Source organism: Streptomyces sp. NPDC025833, assembly GCF_055558055.1.
In genome coordinates this window covers 20968-35172 of record NZ_JBVHNF010000006.1, presented here as the reverse complement: position 1 = coordinate 35172, position 14205 = coordinate 20968, and the positions used below count along the sequence as shown (strand labels likewise).

The following is a 14205-nucleotide window of genomic DNA, read 5'->3' as shown; positions in this document are numbered from 1 at the left end:
GTCGTCACTGGCGCAGTGCCCAGCCCCGCTCGCGCAGTGCCTCCCTCAGGGCCGCGGCCGCCTGCGGCTCGACCATGAGCTGCACCAGACCGGCCTGCTGTCCGGTGGCGTGCTCGATCCGGACGTCCTCGATGTTGACCCCGGCCCGGCCGGCGTCGGCGAAGATGCGGGCGAGCTGGCCGGGCTGGTCGTCGATGAGGACGACGACGGTCTCGTACGCGCGCGGGGCGCTGCCGTGCTTGCCGGGTACCCGCACCCGGCCGGCGTTCCCACGGCGCAGCACGTCCTCGACGCCCGCGGTGCCCCGGTCGCGCTCGGTCTCGTCGGCGGACTGCAGGGCGCGCAGGGCCCGCACCGCCTCCTCCAGGTCGGTGGCGACGTCGGCGAGCAGGTCGGCGACCGGGCCCGGGTTCGCGGACAGGATGTCGATCCACATGCGCGGGTCGGAGCCGGCGATCCGGGTCACGTCCCGCACGCCCTGCCCGCACAGCCGCACGGCGGCCTCGTCGGCGTGCTCCAGGCGCGCGGCGACCATGCTGGACACCAGGTGGGGCATGTGGGAGACCAGGGCGACGGCGCGGTCGTGGGCGTCGGCGTCCATGACGACCGGGACGGCCCGGCAGTGCGAGACCAGCTCCAGGGCGAGGTTCAGCACCTCGGTGTCGGTGTCCCGGGTCGGGGTGAGCACCCAGGGGCGGCCCTCGAAGAGGTCGCCGGTGGCGGCCAGCGGGCCGGACTTCTCCCGGCCGGACATGGGGTGGGTGCCGAGGTAGGCCGACAGGTCCAGGCCGAGCGCCTCCAGCTCGCGGCGCGGGCCGCCCTTGACGCTGGCGACGTCCAGGTAGCCGCGGGCCACGCCCCGGCGCATCGCGTCGGCGAGCACCCGGGCCACATGGGCGGGCGGCGCCGCCACGATCGCCAGGTCGACCGGGCCCTCGGGCGCCGTGTCGGTGCCCGCGCCCAGTGCGGCGGCGGTGCGGGCCTGCCCGGGGTCGTGGTCGTCGAGGTGGACGGTGACGCCGCGCTGGGCGAGCGCGAGCGCGGCGGAGGTGCCGATCAGGCCGGTTCCGATGACGAGTGCGGTCCTCACCGGGCGGTGTCCTTGCACGGGGCCGCGGCGGCGGGGTGGACGGGGGCGCTCCCGGCGCCGGGCCGGGCCGGTCCGCCGTGTTCCGGGACGGCGGTGGGCAGCGCCCCGACCCGCTCCCCCGGGTGTCCGGCCCCGTCCCGCTCCAGTTGGCCGGCCCCCCGGACCGCTCGTACCGCCACGGCACTGCTCCTCGCTGACATGCGTCTGTTCTTGGTCCGTCCAGCGTAGTCAGCCCGCGCGGGACCGGCGCACGGCGCCCGCTCGCTGAGACGATACGGAAGATCCGGTTTTGACCCTTTCTCAAGATGGTGTACGGAGGTCTGACATGACCCAGCCCGCGACACGGCGTGCCGTCCTCGCCACGGGCACCGGCGCGCTCGCCCTGGGATGCGTGGGATGCGGCGACAAGACGGGGGGCGGCGCGGCGGCGGCGTCCCCCGAGGAGATGGACGCGTCCCCGCACACGATGGAGGCGTCCCCCGCCGGGACGGAGGCCTCCGGGTCCGCGCCGGAGACGTCCCCGGCGGGCAGGCGGCTGGCGGCGACCAGCGCCATCCCGGAGGGCGGCGGCAAGGTCTTCGACGCGGAGAAGGTCGTCGTCACCCAGCCCGCGAAGGGCGAGTACAAGGCGTTCTCGGCGGTCTGCACGCACCAGGGCTGCCTGGTGAACCGGGTGGCCGACGGCACCATCGACTGCCCCTGCCACGGCAGCAAGTACCGCGTCTCCGACGGCTCGGTGGTCCGGGGACCCGCCACCAAGCCGCTCCCGGAGAAGCGGATCACCGTGACGGGGAATTCGATCAGCCTGGACTGAGCGGGCCGCGTACGCTCCGGGGATGCAGCCGCAGGACCTCGTGCGCGACCACACCGTCTACTCCTGTGTCATGGGCTCCCGCGCCTTCGGCCTGGCGACCGGCGCCAGCGACACCGACCGGCGCGGGGTCTTCCTCGCCCCGACCCCGCTGTACTGGCGGTTCGAGAAACCGCCCACGCATGTGGAGGGGCCGGGCGAGGAGCGGTTCTCCTGGGAGCTGGAACGGTTCTGCGAGCTGGCGCTGCGCGGCAACCCGAACATCCTGGAGTGCCTGCACTCACCGCTGGTGGAGCAGGTGGACGACACCGGCCGCGAACTGCTGTCGCTGCGCGGCGCCTTCCTGTCCCGGGGCGCCCACACCACCTTCACCCGTTACGCCCTCGGCCAGCGCAGGAGGATCGAGGCCGACCTCCGCGCCACGGGCGCCCCGCGCTGGAAGCACGTGATGCACCTGCTGCGGCTGCTGATGTCCGCGCGGGACCTGCTGCGCACCGGCGAGCTGCGGATCGACGTCGGCGAGCAGCGCGAGCCCCTGCTCGCCGTGCGGCGCGGCGAGGTGCCGTGGGCGCGGGCGCGGGCGTGGATGGTCCGGCTGGCGGCCGAGACCGAGGAGGCCCTGCGGGTCAGCCCGCTGCCCGCGGAGCCGGACCACGCGCGCGTGGCCGCCTTCCTGTACCGGGTGCGCCGGGAGTCAGCCCTCCAGTCGTAGCCGGACCACCAGATCGTGCAGGGCCTCGTGGGCACCGGCCGTGTCGGGCAGGGCGGTGCCGGCCTGCGCCTCGTCGAGCCGGACGTGCAGCCGCTCCACGTCGTCCGCCACGCGCGCGTGGTCGACGACGGCCGTGCCGTGCTCCTTCTCCCGCTTGGCGGCCATCAGCTCCGGCAGGTAGCCGGGGCCGCCGACCCGCTCCAGGAGGGTGGGCAGGTGGGCCTGGACCTCGCCGGTGCGCATGAGGTGGATGCCGGTGAGCAGCACCCGGAAGGTGTAGAGCAGCGGCTTCAGCTCGCCGGTCTTCTCGAACATGCGCCACTGGGTCACCGCGAACCCGCGGTAGTGGTGGGCGTGGTGGCCGGTGAGGACACCCGGGACCAGCGCGGCCAGTTCCCGGTGGGCGTCGGAGGTGTGCACGACCAGGGGCGACAGGAGCTGTTCCAGTACGTAGCCGTTGCGGCGGAGCATCAGCCGTACGAACTTGCGCAGGTCGTGGGTGACGAGGTCCAGCTCGACGCCGTGCCGGACCCAGGTCCGCGAGCGGGTCTCCTCCGGCTCGCGCAGCCCGAGGAGGTCGGCGGCGGGGAGCAGGTGGACGCCCCGCAGGTCCACGTCGGAGTCCTGCGAGGGGAAGCCGTACAGGTGGGCTCCCGAGACGGTGGCGAACAGCAGGGGGTCGGGCTGTTCCGCGACCACCGGGGCGAGGTCGGTGTCGAGGTCGTCGATCATGGGATCAAGCGTCCCAGAGCTCTCCCAGGGCCAACAGGTCGCCTCGGTGCTCGATCCGCTCCACCCAGTCGGCGGGCCAGGCGTCCGCGCCCAGCCGGGCGCCGGCGAAGGCGCCGGTGAGGCAGGCGATGGAGTCGGAGTCCCCGGCGGTGCAGGCGGCCCGGCGCAGCGCGGTGACGGGCTCGTCCGGGAAGAGCAGGAAGCACAGCAGGCCGGTGGCGAGGGCCTCCTCGGCGATCCAGCCCTCGCCGGTGGCCAGGCAGGGGTCGGTCTCCGGGGAGACGGTCCGCACGGCGTCCTGGAGCCGGCCGAGTACCGCGAGGCACTCGTCCCAGCCGCGTGCGATGAAGTGCTCGGGGCCGGGGTCCTGGGAGCGGGTCCACAGGTCGCCGAGCCAGGTGTGGTCGTAGTGCGTGCGGCGCTCCAGCGCGTAGGAGCGCAGCCGCCCGACGAGTCCGGCCGGGTCGGCGCCCCGGGCGAGCAGGTGGACGGCGTGCGCGGTGAGGTCGGAGGCGGCCAGCGCGGTGGGGTGGCCGTGGGTGAGGGCGGACTGCAACTGAGCGGCGCCGGAGCGCTGTTCACCGGTGAGTCCGGGTACGAGGCCGAGGGGGGCGACCCGCATGTTGGCGCCGCAGCCCTTGGAGCCGACCTGGGCGGCGTCCTGCCAGGTGCGGCCGTCCTCCAGCAGGCCGCACGCCGTCAGGCAGGTGCGGCCCGGGGCGCGGTTGTTCTCCGGCGACCGGTACCAGCGCACGAACTCCTCGCGCAGCGGCGGTTCCAGCAGCCCGGGGGTGAGGTCGCCGTGCCCGGCGGCCGTGCGCAGTGCGCGGCCGAGGGCGAGGGTCATCTGGGTGTCGTCGGTGACGAAGGCCGGCGCCGGCAGCTCCATCCGCCGCCAGGGCCCGCACTTGGCGAGGATCGACGGCACGTCGTCGAACTCCGTCGGGAAGCCGAGGGCGTCCCCGAGGGCGAGGCCGAGGAGTGCTCCGGTTGCGGCTCGTATGGGCACGCGATTCACCATCCCCTTTTATCGTCACGCTGACAATAAAGGGGGACGATGATCACGGCAAGGCGTTCTAGAGGTCGACTTCCTGCATCAGCATGCCGACCTCGGTGTTCGACAGGCGGCGCAGCCAGCCCGACTTCTGGTCGCCCAGGGTGATCGGGCCGAAGGCGGTGCGCACCAGCTTCTCGACCGGGAACCCGGCCTCGGCCAGCATGCGGCGCACGATGTGCTTGCGGCCCTCGTGCAGGGTCACCTCGACCAGGTAGTTCTTGCCGGTCTGCTCGACGACGCGGAAGTGGTCCGCGCGCGCATAGCCGTCCTCGAGCTGGATGCCGTCCTTCAGGCGCTTGCCGAGGTCGCGCGGGATCGGGCCCACGATGGCCGCGAGGTACGTCTTCTTCACGCCGTACTTCGGGTGCGTCAGGCGGTGCGCCAGCTCACCGTGGTTGGTGAGCAGGATGACGCCCTCGGTCTCGGTGTCCAGGCGGCCGACGTGGAAGAGGCGGGTCTCGCGGTTGGTGACGTAGTCACCGAGGCACTGCCGCCCCTCCGGGTCCTCCATGGTGGAGACGACACCGGCGGGCTTGTTGAGCGAGAAGAACTGGTACGACTGCGTCGCGACCGTCAGGCCGTCGACCCTGACCTCGTCCTTCTCCGGGTCCACGCGGCGGCCCTGCTCCAGCACGATCTCGCCGTTGATCTCGACCCGGGCCTGCTCGATCAGCTCCTCGCAGGCGCGGCGGGAGCCGTAGCCGGCGCGCGCGAGCACCTTCTGGAGCCGCTCGCCCTCCTGCTCGGCGCCCGGGAAGGTCTTGGGGAGCTTGACGTCCTTCTTGCCCGCGTACCGCTCCCGGTTGCGCTCCTCGACCCTGGTCTCGTACTCGCGTGAACGCGCGGGGGCCGTACGGCCGTCCTGCCGGGGCTTCTTCGGGCCGCCCTTGGCACCGCCGCGGGCCGCGCCGCCGCGTCCGGACTTGGGGCCGTCCTGGGTGGCCCCGGGGCCCACGTCGTAGCGGCGCTCCTCGGGGCGGGGCTTGCGGGGCCGGCCCTGCCCCTCCTTCTGGTCCCTGTCGTTGCCGGCACCGCGGTAGTTACCGCGCCCGCCGCTCTTGCCGCTGCCGCTGCTTCGCATCAAGGTTTCCGTCTTAGTCGTCTGCGTCCTGACCGCCGGGCGCGTCGGGCGCGTCCGGGTCGAACGACGGGACCCCCTCCTGGGTCTCGGCCTCGATCGCCTCCGCCTCGGGGAGGAAGGGCGCGAGTTCCGGAAGCTCGTCCAGGCCGCGCAGGCCCATCCGCTCCAGGAAGTAGTTCGTCGTCCTGTACAGGATCGCACCTGTTTCGGGTTCCGCGCCCGCCTCCTCCACCAGACCCCGTTGCAGGAGGGTGCGCATGACACCGTCGCAGTTGACCCCGCGGACGGCGGAGACGCGGCTGCGGCTGACCGGCTGGCGGTACGCGACCACCGCGAGGGTCTCCAGCGCGGCCTGGGTCAGCCGGGCGGTCTGGCCGTCCAGCACCAGCCGTTCGACGGCCGGAGCGTAGGCGCCCCGGGTGTAGAAGCGCCAGCCGCCGGCCACGAAGCGCAGCTCGAAGCCGCGGCCCTGCACGGTGTACTCGTCGGCCAGCTCGCGCAGCGCGTCCCCGACCTGCCGCTCCGGCCGCTCCAGCAGCCTCGCCAGGTGCGCCGCGGTCGCCGGCTCGTCCACGACCATGAGCATCGCCTCCAGGGCGGGCTTGAGGTCGAGGCCGGCCACGGTCGGCGCTCCGGCCGGGGTCCCGGGGGTGTCCTCGCTCATGCCTTCTCCTCCTCCCCGGGCGCCTTCGGCGGCCGGTCGAACTCGTCCGTGACCGTCGGCGCCGGGCCCGCGTCGGCGCCGGTCCAGCGGACGGTCAGCTCGCCGAGCGCGGCCTCCTGGTCCAGCGCGACGGCCTTCTCCCGATACAGCTCCAGCAGGGCGAGGAAGCGGGCCACGACGGTGAGCGTGTCGCCGGTGTCCTCGACGAGCACCCGGAAGCTCGCCTCGCCCAGCTCCCGCAGCCGCGCCACCACGATGCCGGCCTGCTCCTGGACGCTGACCAGGGGGGCGTGGATGTGGTCGACGTAGACCTGCGGCTTCGGTTTGGGCTGCATCGCCTTGACCGCGAGCCGGGCGAACCCCTCGGGGCCGATGCTGATGACGACCTCGGGCAGCAGCTCGGCGTGGCCGGGCTCCAGGCCGACGGTACGGGGCCACCGGCGGGCCTCCTCGTCGAGGCGCTCGTTGAAGATGTCCGCGATCCGCTTGTACGCGCGGTACTGGAGCAGCCGGGCGAACAGCAGGTCACGCGCCTCCAGCAGCGCCAGGTCGGCCTCGTCCTCGACCTCGGCGGCGGGCAGCAGCCGGGCCGCCTTCAGGTCGAGCAGGGTGGCGGCGACCACCAGGAACTCGGTCGTCTGATCCAGGTCCCAGTCCGGCCCCATGGCCCGGATGTACGCCATGAACTCGTCGGTCACCTTCGACAGCGCGACCTCGGTGACGTCCAGCCGGTGCCGGGAGATCAACTGGAGGAGCAGGTCGAAGGGCCCCTCGAAGTTGGCCAACCGCACCTTGAAAACCCCACCGGTAGCAGCCCCGGAACCACGGGGGGCGGGATCACCGGGGGCTTCGCCGGGTTCGGGGGGTGCCGTTCCGGGGGCGGGGTCGCCGGGCCCGGGGGCCACGGCTGGGGCCGCGGGAGCGGGGTCGCCGGGCCCGGGGGCTGCGGCTGCGGGGGCGAGGTCCGCGGCTCCAGGCCCGGCGGGGCTCTGGGCGGTGGGCTCGGGTCCGGGGGTGCCGAGGCGGGTGGGGCCTGGCTCGTGGAGCCACGACTCGGGGCCGACCGGGCTCGGGGACCCCTCGACCGCCCCTGGGGCGGGGCGCGGCCCAGGCTCGGCAAAGCCTGGCCCTTCGGGGTCGGGGGCCCCGGCGCGGACGGGGACCGGCTCGACGGGCTCAGGCCCTGAGCGGACCGGGCCCGGGCCCCGCTCGGCCGCCTCCGGGGCGGCGGGGCACGGCCCGGCGAGCCGAGATCCGCCGGTTGCGGAACCGACAGAGTGCGGCCCGGACGCGGAGGCGCCCGGCCCGACGGGCTCCACCGGCACGTCGGCCACGGAAGCGGCGGCTTCAGGCTCGGCGAAGCCCGGCCCGGCGGGCTCGGGACCGGGGCCCCCGGCGCGGGCGGGGACTGGCTCGACGGACCCGGGCCCTGGGCCGAACGGGCCCGGGCCCCGCTCGGACGCCTCTGCGGCGGCGGGGCGCGGCCCGGTGAGCCGGGGTCCGGCGGGGTGCGGCTCGGCGGGGTGCGGCTCGGCGGGGTCGGAGACGGCGGAGCCAGGGGCGGCGGGGCCCGAGCCGGAGTCGGCAGGCCCGGTAACGGCAGCCCCCGGCCCGGCAGGGGCCGGAGGGGCGGCCCCGGGGGCGGGGGCGGGGCGGTCGGCTTCCCGGGCGGCCGCGGGCGACTCTCGCGGGCCGGGGCCGGGTTCCCCCGGGCCCCGGCCCAGTGCGCGCCGGCGGCCGGGCGCTGGGCCGGGGGTGGGAACGTCGTTCGAGGTCATGGCCCCCGCAGGCTACCGTTACCGCCCGCGCAGCCGTCGTACGAGGATGCTCGCGTCCCCGCGGGACTCCAGGTCGGCCAGGACCACGGCCACCGCCTCGCGGACGATCCGTCCGCGGTCCACCGCGAGCCCGTGCTCGCCGCGGAGCACGAGACGCGCGTGCTCCAGGTCCATCAGTTCCTCGGCCGAGACGTACACGGTGATCTTCTCGTCGTGCCGTTCGCGCCCGCTGGGCCGCCGGGCCGCCGCCCGTCCGCGCTTGCGCGGCTGCGCGGCGGCTGGGCCCTCCTGCGCCTGCTGCCGGCGCGCCGGGCGGCTGCGGGACTCGGCCTCGTCGGCCGGGTCGGCCTCCGCCGCCACGTGCTCCGCGCCCTCGCCGTCACCGCTCTGCACGGGCACCGACTGCGGCGCGTCCTCGGCGGCGGCCTCGTCGCTCTCCCCTGCGGGAGCCGGCACCCGGGCCTCACCGTTGGCCGCGCGCCGCGGAGTCGACGGCTGGAGCGCCATACCCCCTGTCGTACGGAAGAGTTCGTCGGCCCCCGGCAGACTCACTCGGCGTGACACCGGGCGAGCACCTCCCTGGCGAGCTGGCGGTAGGCGGCGGCACCGACGGAGTTGGAGGCGTACGTGGTGATCGGCTCGCCGGCGACCGTGGTCTCCGGGAAGCGGACCGTGCGCCCGATGACCGTGTGGTAGACGTGGTCGTCGAACGCCTCGACGACCCGCGCGAGCACCTCACGGCTGTGCACGGTGCGCGAGTCGTACATCGTGGCGAGGATGCCGTCCAGTTCCAGCTCGGGGTTGAGCCGCTCCTGGACCTTCTCGATGGTCTCGGTCAGCAGGGCCACACCGCGCAGCGCGAAGAACTCGCACTCCAGCGGCACGATCACCTTGTGGGCCGCGGTCAGCGCGTTCACGGTGAGCAGGCCGAGCGAGGGCTGGCAGTCGATCACGATGTAGTCGTAGTCGTCCATCAGCGGCTTCAGCGCGCGCTGGAGCGTCGACTCGCGGGCGACCTCCGAGACCAGCTGGACCTCGGCGGCCGACAGGTCGATGTTGGAGGGCAGCAGGTCCATGTTGGGGACCGCTGTCTTCAGCAGGACCTCGTCCGCGGACATCCCCCGCTCCATGAGCAGGTTGTAGACCGTGAGGTCCAGCTCCATCGGGTTGACGCCGAGACCCACCGACAGCGCGCCCTGCGGGTCGAAGTCCACGAGCAGCACGCGCCGGCCGTACTCCGCGAGCGCGGCACCCAGATTGATGGTCGACGTCGTCTTGCCGACGCCGCCCTTCTGGTTGCACATCGCGATGATCTTCGCGGGGCCGTGGTCGGTCAGCGGGCCCGGGATCGGGAAGTACGGCAGCGGGCGTCCGGTCGGACCGATGCGCTCACGGCGCTGGCGGGCCGCGTCGGGCGCGAGCGTGGCCGCGTACTCCGGATCGGGCTCGTACTCGGCGTCGGGGTCGTAGAAGTGCCCCTCGGGCAGTTCGTCGTAGTCGGCGAAGTGGTTGTGGGGCGCGCCACTTCCGTCGCCGGCCATGGCGTTCACGTGATGGCCATCCATGCTCTGGTGTGCTGTCCCGGCCGCGTGCGGACCGGAACTCTGGTGGGCTGCGAAGGTGCGCACAGCGACGGAGCCGACAGCCTCGAATCCCGCGGGACCCTGGCCCCGGATCGGCATTCCTGGTTGACCACCCCCGGGAGAAAATGTCGACTCATTCACAAGTCGTCTTACCTCCTTGGTGACCAGGAAACTTCTAGACAAGGTCAGCGTGGCACCATGCCGACGGTTGGCGACTCTATGGCGTGTCGGCGGTCCGCAGCAACACAATCCGCCGGACCCGGCAGGATGTGTCGGCAATGAAACATGTCGCTGTCAAGGGCGTAAGTCCGGTGCACAGCAGGTCTCACCGGTGTGCGAATCGGTCGAAGGCTTACGTTCGAGGCGAGTTGACCGAGAGCCGCGAAGTGACCATACACACATCCGGCCGGACCTTGTCGGGCAAGGTCCGGCCGGGTGCGCGCTGTTGACGACGTGTGTTGACGAATCGCCTTTTGCCTGCGGTGACTCAGCGGTTCACCAGGTCGCAGGGGTCGGCCGGACGTCAGCCGAGCAGGGTGTCCAGCTCGACGTGGGTCAGGCCGTGGGCCTCGGCGACCTCCTTGTAAACGACCTTGCCGTCATGGGTGTTGAGACCCTTGGCGAGCGCGGCGTCGCGGCGCAGCGCCTCGACCCAGCCGTTGTTCGCCAGGGAGACGATGTACGGCAGCGTGGCGTTGGTGAGGGCGTTGGTGGAGGTGTTCGGCACGCCGCCGGGCATGTTGGCGACGCAGTAGAAGACCGAGTTGTGCACCTCGAAGGTCGGCTCGGCGTGCGTGGTGGGACGGGAGTCCTCGAAGCAGCCGCCCTGGTCGATCGCGATGTCGACAAGGACACTTCCGGGCTTCATGCGGGAGACCAGCTCGTTGGTGACCAGCTTCGGGGCCTTGGCACCCGGGATGAGCACGGCGCCGATGACGAGGTCGGCGTCCAGGACGGCCTTCTCCAGCTCGAAGGCGTTGGACATGACCGCCTTGACCTTCGTGCCGAAGATCTTGTCGGCCTCGCGCAGCTTGTTGATGTCGCGGTCGAGCAGGGTCACGTCGAAGCCCATGCCGACGGCGACCTGGGTGGCGTTCCAGCCGGAGACGCCGCCGCCGATGACCACGGCCTTGGCCGGGGTCACGCCCGGGACGCCGCCCGGCAGCACGCCGCGGCCGCCGGCCGCGCGCATCAGGTGGTAGGCGCCGACCTGCGGGGCCAGCCGGCCCGCGACCTCGGACATCGGGGCGAGCAGCGGCAGCGCGCGGTTCGGCAGCTCGACGGTCTCGTAGGCGATGGCCGTGGTGCCGGACTCGACGAGGGCGTCGGTGCACTCCTTGGAGGCGGCCAGGTGCAGGTAGGTGAAGAGGATCTGGTCCTTGCGGAGGCGGTGGTACTCCTCCGCGACGGGCTCCTTGACCTTCAGCAGCAGGTCGGCGGCGGCCCACACCTCGTCGGCGGTGCCGAGGATCTCGGCACCGGCGGCCACGTACTCGGCGTCCAGGATCGAGGAGCCGATGCCGGCGCCGCGCTCCACGACGACCTGGTGGCCGTTGCGCACCAGCTCGTGCACGCCGGCGGGGGTGATGGCCACCCGGAACTCGTTGTTCTTGACCTCGCGGGGGATGCCGACCTTCACGTCGATCACGGTCCTTGGCTCAGAGGGTATGGGGGTGCATTACAGACGTACCCAGACATGCGGTGGCATACCGGGAAACACCGCGGGGAAGGTGCGGCAGAGCCAGTCTAATGAAGGCGTTCCGACTGTCTAGCCTTTCAAAGCATCAATCTTTGCTAGATGCAGTACGGATTTCGCAGGCGCTAACGCCCTGCTCCGAGGATTCCTCGCCCTCCGGGGCCTCCTGACCCAGCATGCGCTCGGCCGCGGCGCGGTGCAGCCGGGCCGCCGCCGGGTCCCCGAGCCGGTCCAGCGTGTCCGCGAGCCGGAGCTGGAGCGCCGCCTGGAGCCGGGCGTCCTCCGCGCGCCGCGCCCACTCCACGGCCTCCTGGCAGGTGCGCAGCGACTCGTCGGGCCGTCCCGCGTACTCCTGCACCCGTGCGATCTCACTCAACGACCGCGCGCTCGCGGCCACATCGCCCTGCCTGCGGTAGCCGGCGAGGGCCGCCCGCCAGTTCCGCAGCGCCTCGCCGTAGCGGCCCGCGTAGGTGTGTGCGGTGGCGATCCGCCCGTACAGCCGGGCGGCCTCCGGGCCCTCCCCCCGGGCCAGCCGCTCGGCCAGGGCGCGGCCGAACCAGTCGGCGGCCCGGTCGTGGTCCCCGAGCTCCTGGTGGGCACCGCCTACGGATTCCATCGCGCGGCCGGTCGCGTACGGGTCGTTCGCCAGGCGTCCGGCGTCCAGCGCGGCCCGGTAACGGGCCAGCGCCTCCCGGGTGCGGCCGGTCTGCGCGTCCAGATCGCCCAGGTTCAGCAGGGCCGCGGCCTTCTCCCGGGGCAGCCCGCGCCGCTCGGCGACGTCGAGGACGAGGCCGTGCACGCGGTACAGGTCGGGCGCGGCGGCCTGGGTGCCGACGTGCGCGGCCAGCGCCCTGACCAGCTGCGACATCAGCCGGCGGGCCAGGGTGTCCAGCTCCCCGTCGGCCACCGCGAGGCGCACGGAGGCCAGCAGGGCCGGCCGCCGGATGCGCAGCCAGTCGGCGGCCGCCCGCGGGGTCGGGAAGCGCAGCGCCCGGGGCATGCCGTTCAGCTTCTCCCGGGCCTGCGGGCTGTCCGTCTCGGTGATCGCCCGGCAGGACTGGAGCAGCCGCACCGTCCGCTCCAGCATCCGGGCCCGGGCGAGCTGGAGCTCCGCGGGACGCTCCTGGCTCTCGGCCTCGGCGCGCAGCAGCGGGTGCAGCCAGCCGGGCACCTCGTACTGCGGCAGCGGGGAGTCCAGCGCGCGCAGCAGGCCGAGGGCGACGAGGTCGTCCAGGACGGTGCGGGCGGCGTCGACCGAGCAGCCGGCCAGCGCGGAGGCGGTGTGCGGGTCGGCCAGACCGGCCGGGGCGAGGTGGAGCAGGCGCAGCAGCCGGGCGGCCGGGCCCGGCAGCTGGTCGTGGACGAGCCGGAAGATCCGGACCAGCGGGGTGCAGTCGGCGCCGTCGGCGGCCTCCTCGGCGGGCGCGTGCATGCGCTTGGCGAGGTCGGAGACTGCGGTCTGGGGGCGGGCGGCGAGCCAGCCGCCGGCCAGTACCAGCGCGGCCGGATGGCCCTGGCACGCCTCCACCAGGCTCTCCGCGGAGCGCGGGTCGACGGTGACCCGGACGGCACCGGTGTGGCCGGTGAGCAGTTCCACCGCCGACTTGGTGTCGAGGCCGCCGAGCGTGCAGGGGCGGACGTCCGAAATCCCGGTGAGCGGCCCTCCGGAGACGGCCACCACCAGGCAGTCCGGGGCGTCCGGGAGCAGCGCGTCGACCTGCTCGGCGCCGGCCGCGTCGTCCAGCAGGAGCAGCATCCGCCGGCCGGCGAGGGCCGTCCGCAGGGCCGCCGTGAGGTCGTCCTCGGCGGCGCCGGCGGGGGCGGGCAGGTCCAGCGCGGCGAGCAGGTCGCGGGCCACCTGCTCCACGGGCACCGGGGTGCCGCCGGGCTCGCTGAGCCGGGCCCGCAGCACCCCGTCCGGGTAGCGGCCGGCGATCCGCCGGACGAGTTCCCCGGCGAGCCGGGTCCGGCCGGAGCCGGGGCGGCCGGCGATGAGGAGCACGCGCGCGCGGGGCGCCTTGCGGCCGGCGAGGGTGTCCAGGCCCGCGCGCTCGATGTCGGCGCGCAGCTCCTTCAACTCCCGTGTGCGGCCCAGGAAACGGCCTTCCGCGGCCGGGTGCGCGGACGCCGCCGCGCCGTCTGGGTCCACCGCCTGATCCGTCACGGGCCACACTCCCGTCCCACCGCACGCGCAAGCCCGCCGGTGTCTTCCGGTACGGGCGATCAAGAGCCTAGTTCACGCTCCGCGACGGTTCCGGAGGAGCGCGGCGGACAAGTCGCCCGATCGGATCAGGCGATCGTCACACCGGCGGCCGGGCGGCTCCGGATCAGGACCGGAAGGGGCGCGCGGGCCACGGCGCGTCGGCGGGGCGCAGCGCGTCCAGGCCGTCCCCGCTCCGCGCCGCCACCAGGGAGAGGACCCCGACGGCCAGGCACGTGTTGTGCAGCTCCCCGGCCAGGACGCCGCGCACCAGTTCCTCGGCTGGCACGCGCGCGTGCTGCATGTCGGACTCCTCGTCCTCCGCCGCGAACCGCTCGCCCGCGGCCTCGGACAGGCCCCGGGCCAGGAAGATCCGGACGGCCTCGTCGCAGCCGCCGGGGGTGGTGTACACGTCGGTCAGCACCCGCCAGTCCTCGGCCTCGACGTGCGCCTCCTCGTACAGCTCCCGCTGGGCGGCGTGCAGCGGGTTCTCACCGGGCACGTCGAGCAGCCCGGCCGGGATCTCCCACAGCTTGTGCCGCACGGGGTGGCGGTACTGGTTGATCAGCAGGACCCGGTCCTCCTCGTCGAGGGCGACGACGGCCACCGAGCCGGGGTGGACCTGGTAGTCGCGGCTGACCACCGAACCGTCGGGCATGACCACCTCGTCCGTCCGGACGGAGGTCTTCTTGCCCGTGAAGGGGGTCTCCGTCGCCCGGATCTCCCACTCCTGCGGAGTGTCCCTGATGGTCATGCCCTGTCCCTCCACGCGCCTGCACACGAGACCGGCCGGAAACGCGG

Annotated in this window: 13 protein-coding genes and 1 pseudogene; 2 read left to right on the top strand and 12 right to left on the bottom strand. The window is 73.8% G+C overall.

The features are described 5' to 3' along the window. Nucleotides 1–4: 4 nt before the first annotated feature. Nucleotides 5–1090, bottom strand: coding sequence for a prephenate dehydrogenase (locus ACZ4K2_RS11605; RefSeq protein WP_467472899.1), 1086 nt, complete (start codon nt 1088–1090; stop codon nt 5–7). A 71-nt stretch (nt 1091–1161) separates the two neighbouring features. Then, nucleotides 1162–1269, bottom strand: a pseudogene (locus ACZ4K2_RS11600) (chorismate mutase); the annotation flags it as partial. A gap of 146 nt (nt 1270–1415) precedes the next feature. Here ACZ4K2_RS11600 and ACZ4K2_RS11595 point away from each other — a divergent pair. Together ACZ4K2_RS11595 and ACZ4K2_RS11590 are read left to right on the top strand one after the other, a co-directional pair. After that, on the top strand, nt 1416–1904 hold the full coding sequence (locus tag ACZ4K2_RS11595; protein ID WP_467472896.1) for a Rieske (2Fe-2S) protein: 489 nt from the start codon (nt 1416–1418) through the stop codon (nt 1902–1904). A 22-nt stretch (nt 1905–1926) separates the two neighbouring features. Continuing rightward, the gene (locus tag ACZ4K2_RS11590) at nt 1927–2613 is read left to right on the top strand and encodes a nucleotidyltransferase domain-containing protein (RefSeq protein ID WP_467472895.1); all 687 of its coding nucleotides are present in this window, start codon (nt 1927–1929) and stop codon (nt 2611–2613) included. Here the strand turns inward: ACZ4K2_RS11590 and ACZ4K2_RS11585 are convergent. From ACZ4K2_RS11585 to ACZ4K2_RS11540, 10 genes are all read right to left on the bottom strand, one after another. Continuing rightward, entirely contained in the window at nt 2596–3345 is a 750-nt protein-coding gene (locus ACZ4K2_RS11585; RefSeq protein WP_467472894.1) for a nucleotidyltransferase domain-containing protein, read from the bottom strand. The two genes, ACZ4K2_RS11590 and ACZ4K2_RS11585, sit on opposite strands and share 18 nt — an antisense overlap. Nucleotides 3346–3349: 4 nt before the next feature. Continuing rightward, nucleotides 3350–4366 (bottom strand): ADP-ribosylglycohydrolase family protein, encoded by a 1017-nt coding sequence (locus ACZ4K2_RS11580; RefSeq protein ID WP_467472893.1) that lies wholly within the window; start codon nt 4364–4366, stop codon nt 3350–3352. Nucleotides 4367–4421: 55 nt separating this feature from the next. Next, nucleotides 4422–5483 (bottom strand): pseudouridine synthase, encoded by a 1062-nt coding sequence (locus ACZ4K2_RS11575; RefSeq protein ID WP_467472890.1) that lies wholly within the window; start codon nt 5481–5483, stop codon nt 4422–4424. A 13-nt stretch (nt 5484–5496) separates the two neighbouring features. Beyond that, complete coding sequence (scpB, locus tag ACZ4K2_RS11570; protein WP_467472887.1) at nt 5497–6147, bottom strand: SMC-Scp complex subunit ScpB; 651 nt, start codon at nt 6145–6147, stop codon at nt 5497–5499. Beyond that, the gene (locus ACZ4K2_RS11565; protein WP_467472885.1) at nt 6144–7481 is read right to left on the bottom strand and encodes a segregation and condensation protein A; all 1338 of its coding nucleotides are present in this window, start codon (nt 7479–7481) and stop codon (nt 6144–6146) included. Before ACZ4K2_RS11565 ends, scpB begins: the two co-directional genes overlap by 4 nt. Nucleotides 7482–7943: 462 nt before the next feature. Then, nucleotides 7944–8489, bottom strand: coding sequence for a hypothetical protein (locus ACZ4K2_RS11560; protein WP_467472883.1), 546 nt, complete (start codon nt 8487–8489; stop codon nt 7944–7946). Next, nucleotides 8474–9607 carry a ParA family protein gene (locus ACZ4K2_RS11555; protein ID WP_467472881.1) on the bottom strand — a complete coding sequence of 378 codons (1134 nt, stop codon included), beginning with the start codon at nt 9605–9607 and terminating at the stop codon, nt 8474–8476. The genes ACZ4K2_RS11560 and ACZ4K2_RS11555 overlap by 16 nt, the downstream gene beginning before the upstream one ends. A 424-nt stretch (nt 9608–10031) precedes the next feature. After that, nucleotides 10032–11156: an alanine dehydrogenase gene (gene ald, locus ACZ4K2_RS11550; protein WP_467472878.1), complete on the bottom strand. Its 1125-nt coding sequence runs from the start codon at nt 11154–11156 to the stop codon at nt 10032–10034. Between the two features lie 136 nt (nt 11157–11292). Continuing rightward, nucleotides 11293–13368: a tetratricopeptide repeat protein gene (locus tag ACZ4K2_RS11545; RefSeq protein WP_467472876.1), complete on the bottom strand. Its 2076-nt coding sequence runs from the start codon at nt 13366–13368 to the stop codon at nt 11293–11295. Nucleotides 13369–13531: 163 nt separating this feature from the next. Further along, nucleotides 13532–14158 (bottom strand): NUDIX domain-containing protein, encoded by a 627-nt coding sequence (locus tag ACZ4K2_RS11540; RefSeq protein WP_467472874.1) that lies wholly within the window; start codon nt 14156–14158, stop codon nt 13532–13534. Between the last annotated feature and the right edge of the window lie 47 nt (nt 14159–14205).